Here is a 1398-nt window from a genome sequence, read left to right on the forward strand (position 1 = left end):
GTTAACGTTGGTTTGTTGCGGGTTGAATTTATAAAAGCAATGATCCTAATACTTTCATTTTTCGGCTTTGTTAATTAAATCATTTTATTGTGAATTATGATTAAGGGAGTGTTCATTAATATATAGCTGCAAAGGTTGCTGTATGATTATATATAATAACATTACCATCAACGCATGAACGATTTCCTGATAAATAAGAATTATCAATCTTGTGTTTTAATGATTAATTTTTGCAATTATTTTCCATCAAAAAGGGCATTATTCCATTCTCCGGTTTTTGTTGGGTCAGTCCTTAAATCCGATGGTTCGCCTACGGCCTGTTCTATTTCTCGTCAATTTCACATAGCGCCACGGTAGTGTCAGAGTTGAGGTCATGCGTATGTCAAATATTACAATGGATAACGCGGAGATGGGGATCACGGCGCAGTAATGGTGTGAAGAGCATGGATTGAACGACCAATCTGCCCGTCGTTACATCAAACCTGGCGCTGTGCAAAAATCAGGCTGTTTTGTTGCTGGTAATCGCCTTCACGATGAGATTGAAAATGGCATTGGTCGTGCATCCAGCGTGGATGCCAGTATAAGAGTCATCGAATTGATAACACCGCCAGCCCATTTTTGAGATACCCACAAAGATTAAACAAAGATGCATTTATTGAAACTTCGTTTAATAACGTCTGTGTAATATCCCCATCCATCATCAGTTACGGTGAGAAAAGAGATAGGGGGAACATTGTTGTGCCTGATAATTCTTAGGTCCGGTATGGGCTGATTAATATGTTAAAGAACACGATTAAATAGACTCTTTGTATGCAGGATACGCTGATTTAGGTGTGGTCCTTAGCAATGCATGGGGTTTATATACATTGCTTGGTATCCACAGAAACGTAAAGAAGTCTGAGATAGCCAGAGTCATATAATGATATTGCTACTTTGTAAGCGGATAGTGTCGTCCTTTTAAATTAACGTGGTGGATGTGCACTATTCGTGTTTTTAGAAAAAGTGAATTTGCGAGAGAAAATGAATAAGATATTAATTACTGGGGTTACAGGGTTTATTGGTGGGGCTACACTGGAAAATATCATTAATAATGATCTTGGCTGTGATTTACTCCTTTTAGTCCGCGCTGATTCTCATGGTGACGCGGTGAAACGCGTTCATGAAAATATGAGAAAATTCAATATTAGTGAGGATAAGCTAACAAAAATAACTGAAGATAATATATTGTTGGGGGATCTTGGTAAACCCGAATTATATTTAGAGGATCCTCGGTTAGATAGCATAACGCATGTGATTAACTGTGCTGCCATCGCGTCATTTGGTAAGAATCCAATGATTTGGAAAGTTAACGTTGATGGTACTCTCGCGTTAGCCCGAAGAATGGCCACTGTTAAGGGG

Annotated in this window: 2 protein-coding genes; both read left to right on the forward strand. The window is 38.6% G+C overall.

What is annotated here, in order from left to right:
* Positions 1-448 precede the first annotated feature (448 nt).
* Positions 449-622, forward strand: a complete 174-nt coding sequence (locus J5224_RS27785) for a hypothetical protein (RefSeq protein WP_264628356.1) — start codon at positions 449-451, stop codon at positions 620-622.
* A 398-nt stretch (positions 623-1020) separates the two neighbouring features.
* The coding region (locus tag J5224_RS27790; protein ID WP_264628357.1) for an SDR family oxidoreductase at positions 1021-1398 on the forward strand (378 nt) is incomplete at its 3' end.

The organism is Candidatus Symbiopectobacterium sp. NZEC135 (assembly GCF_025962695.1).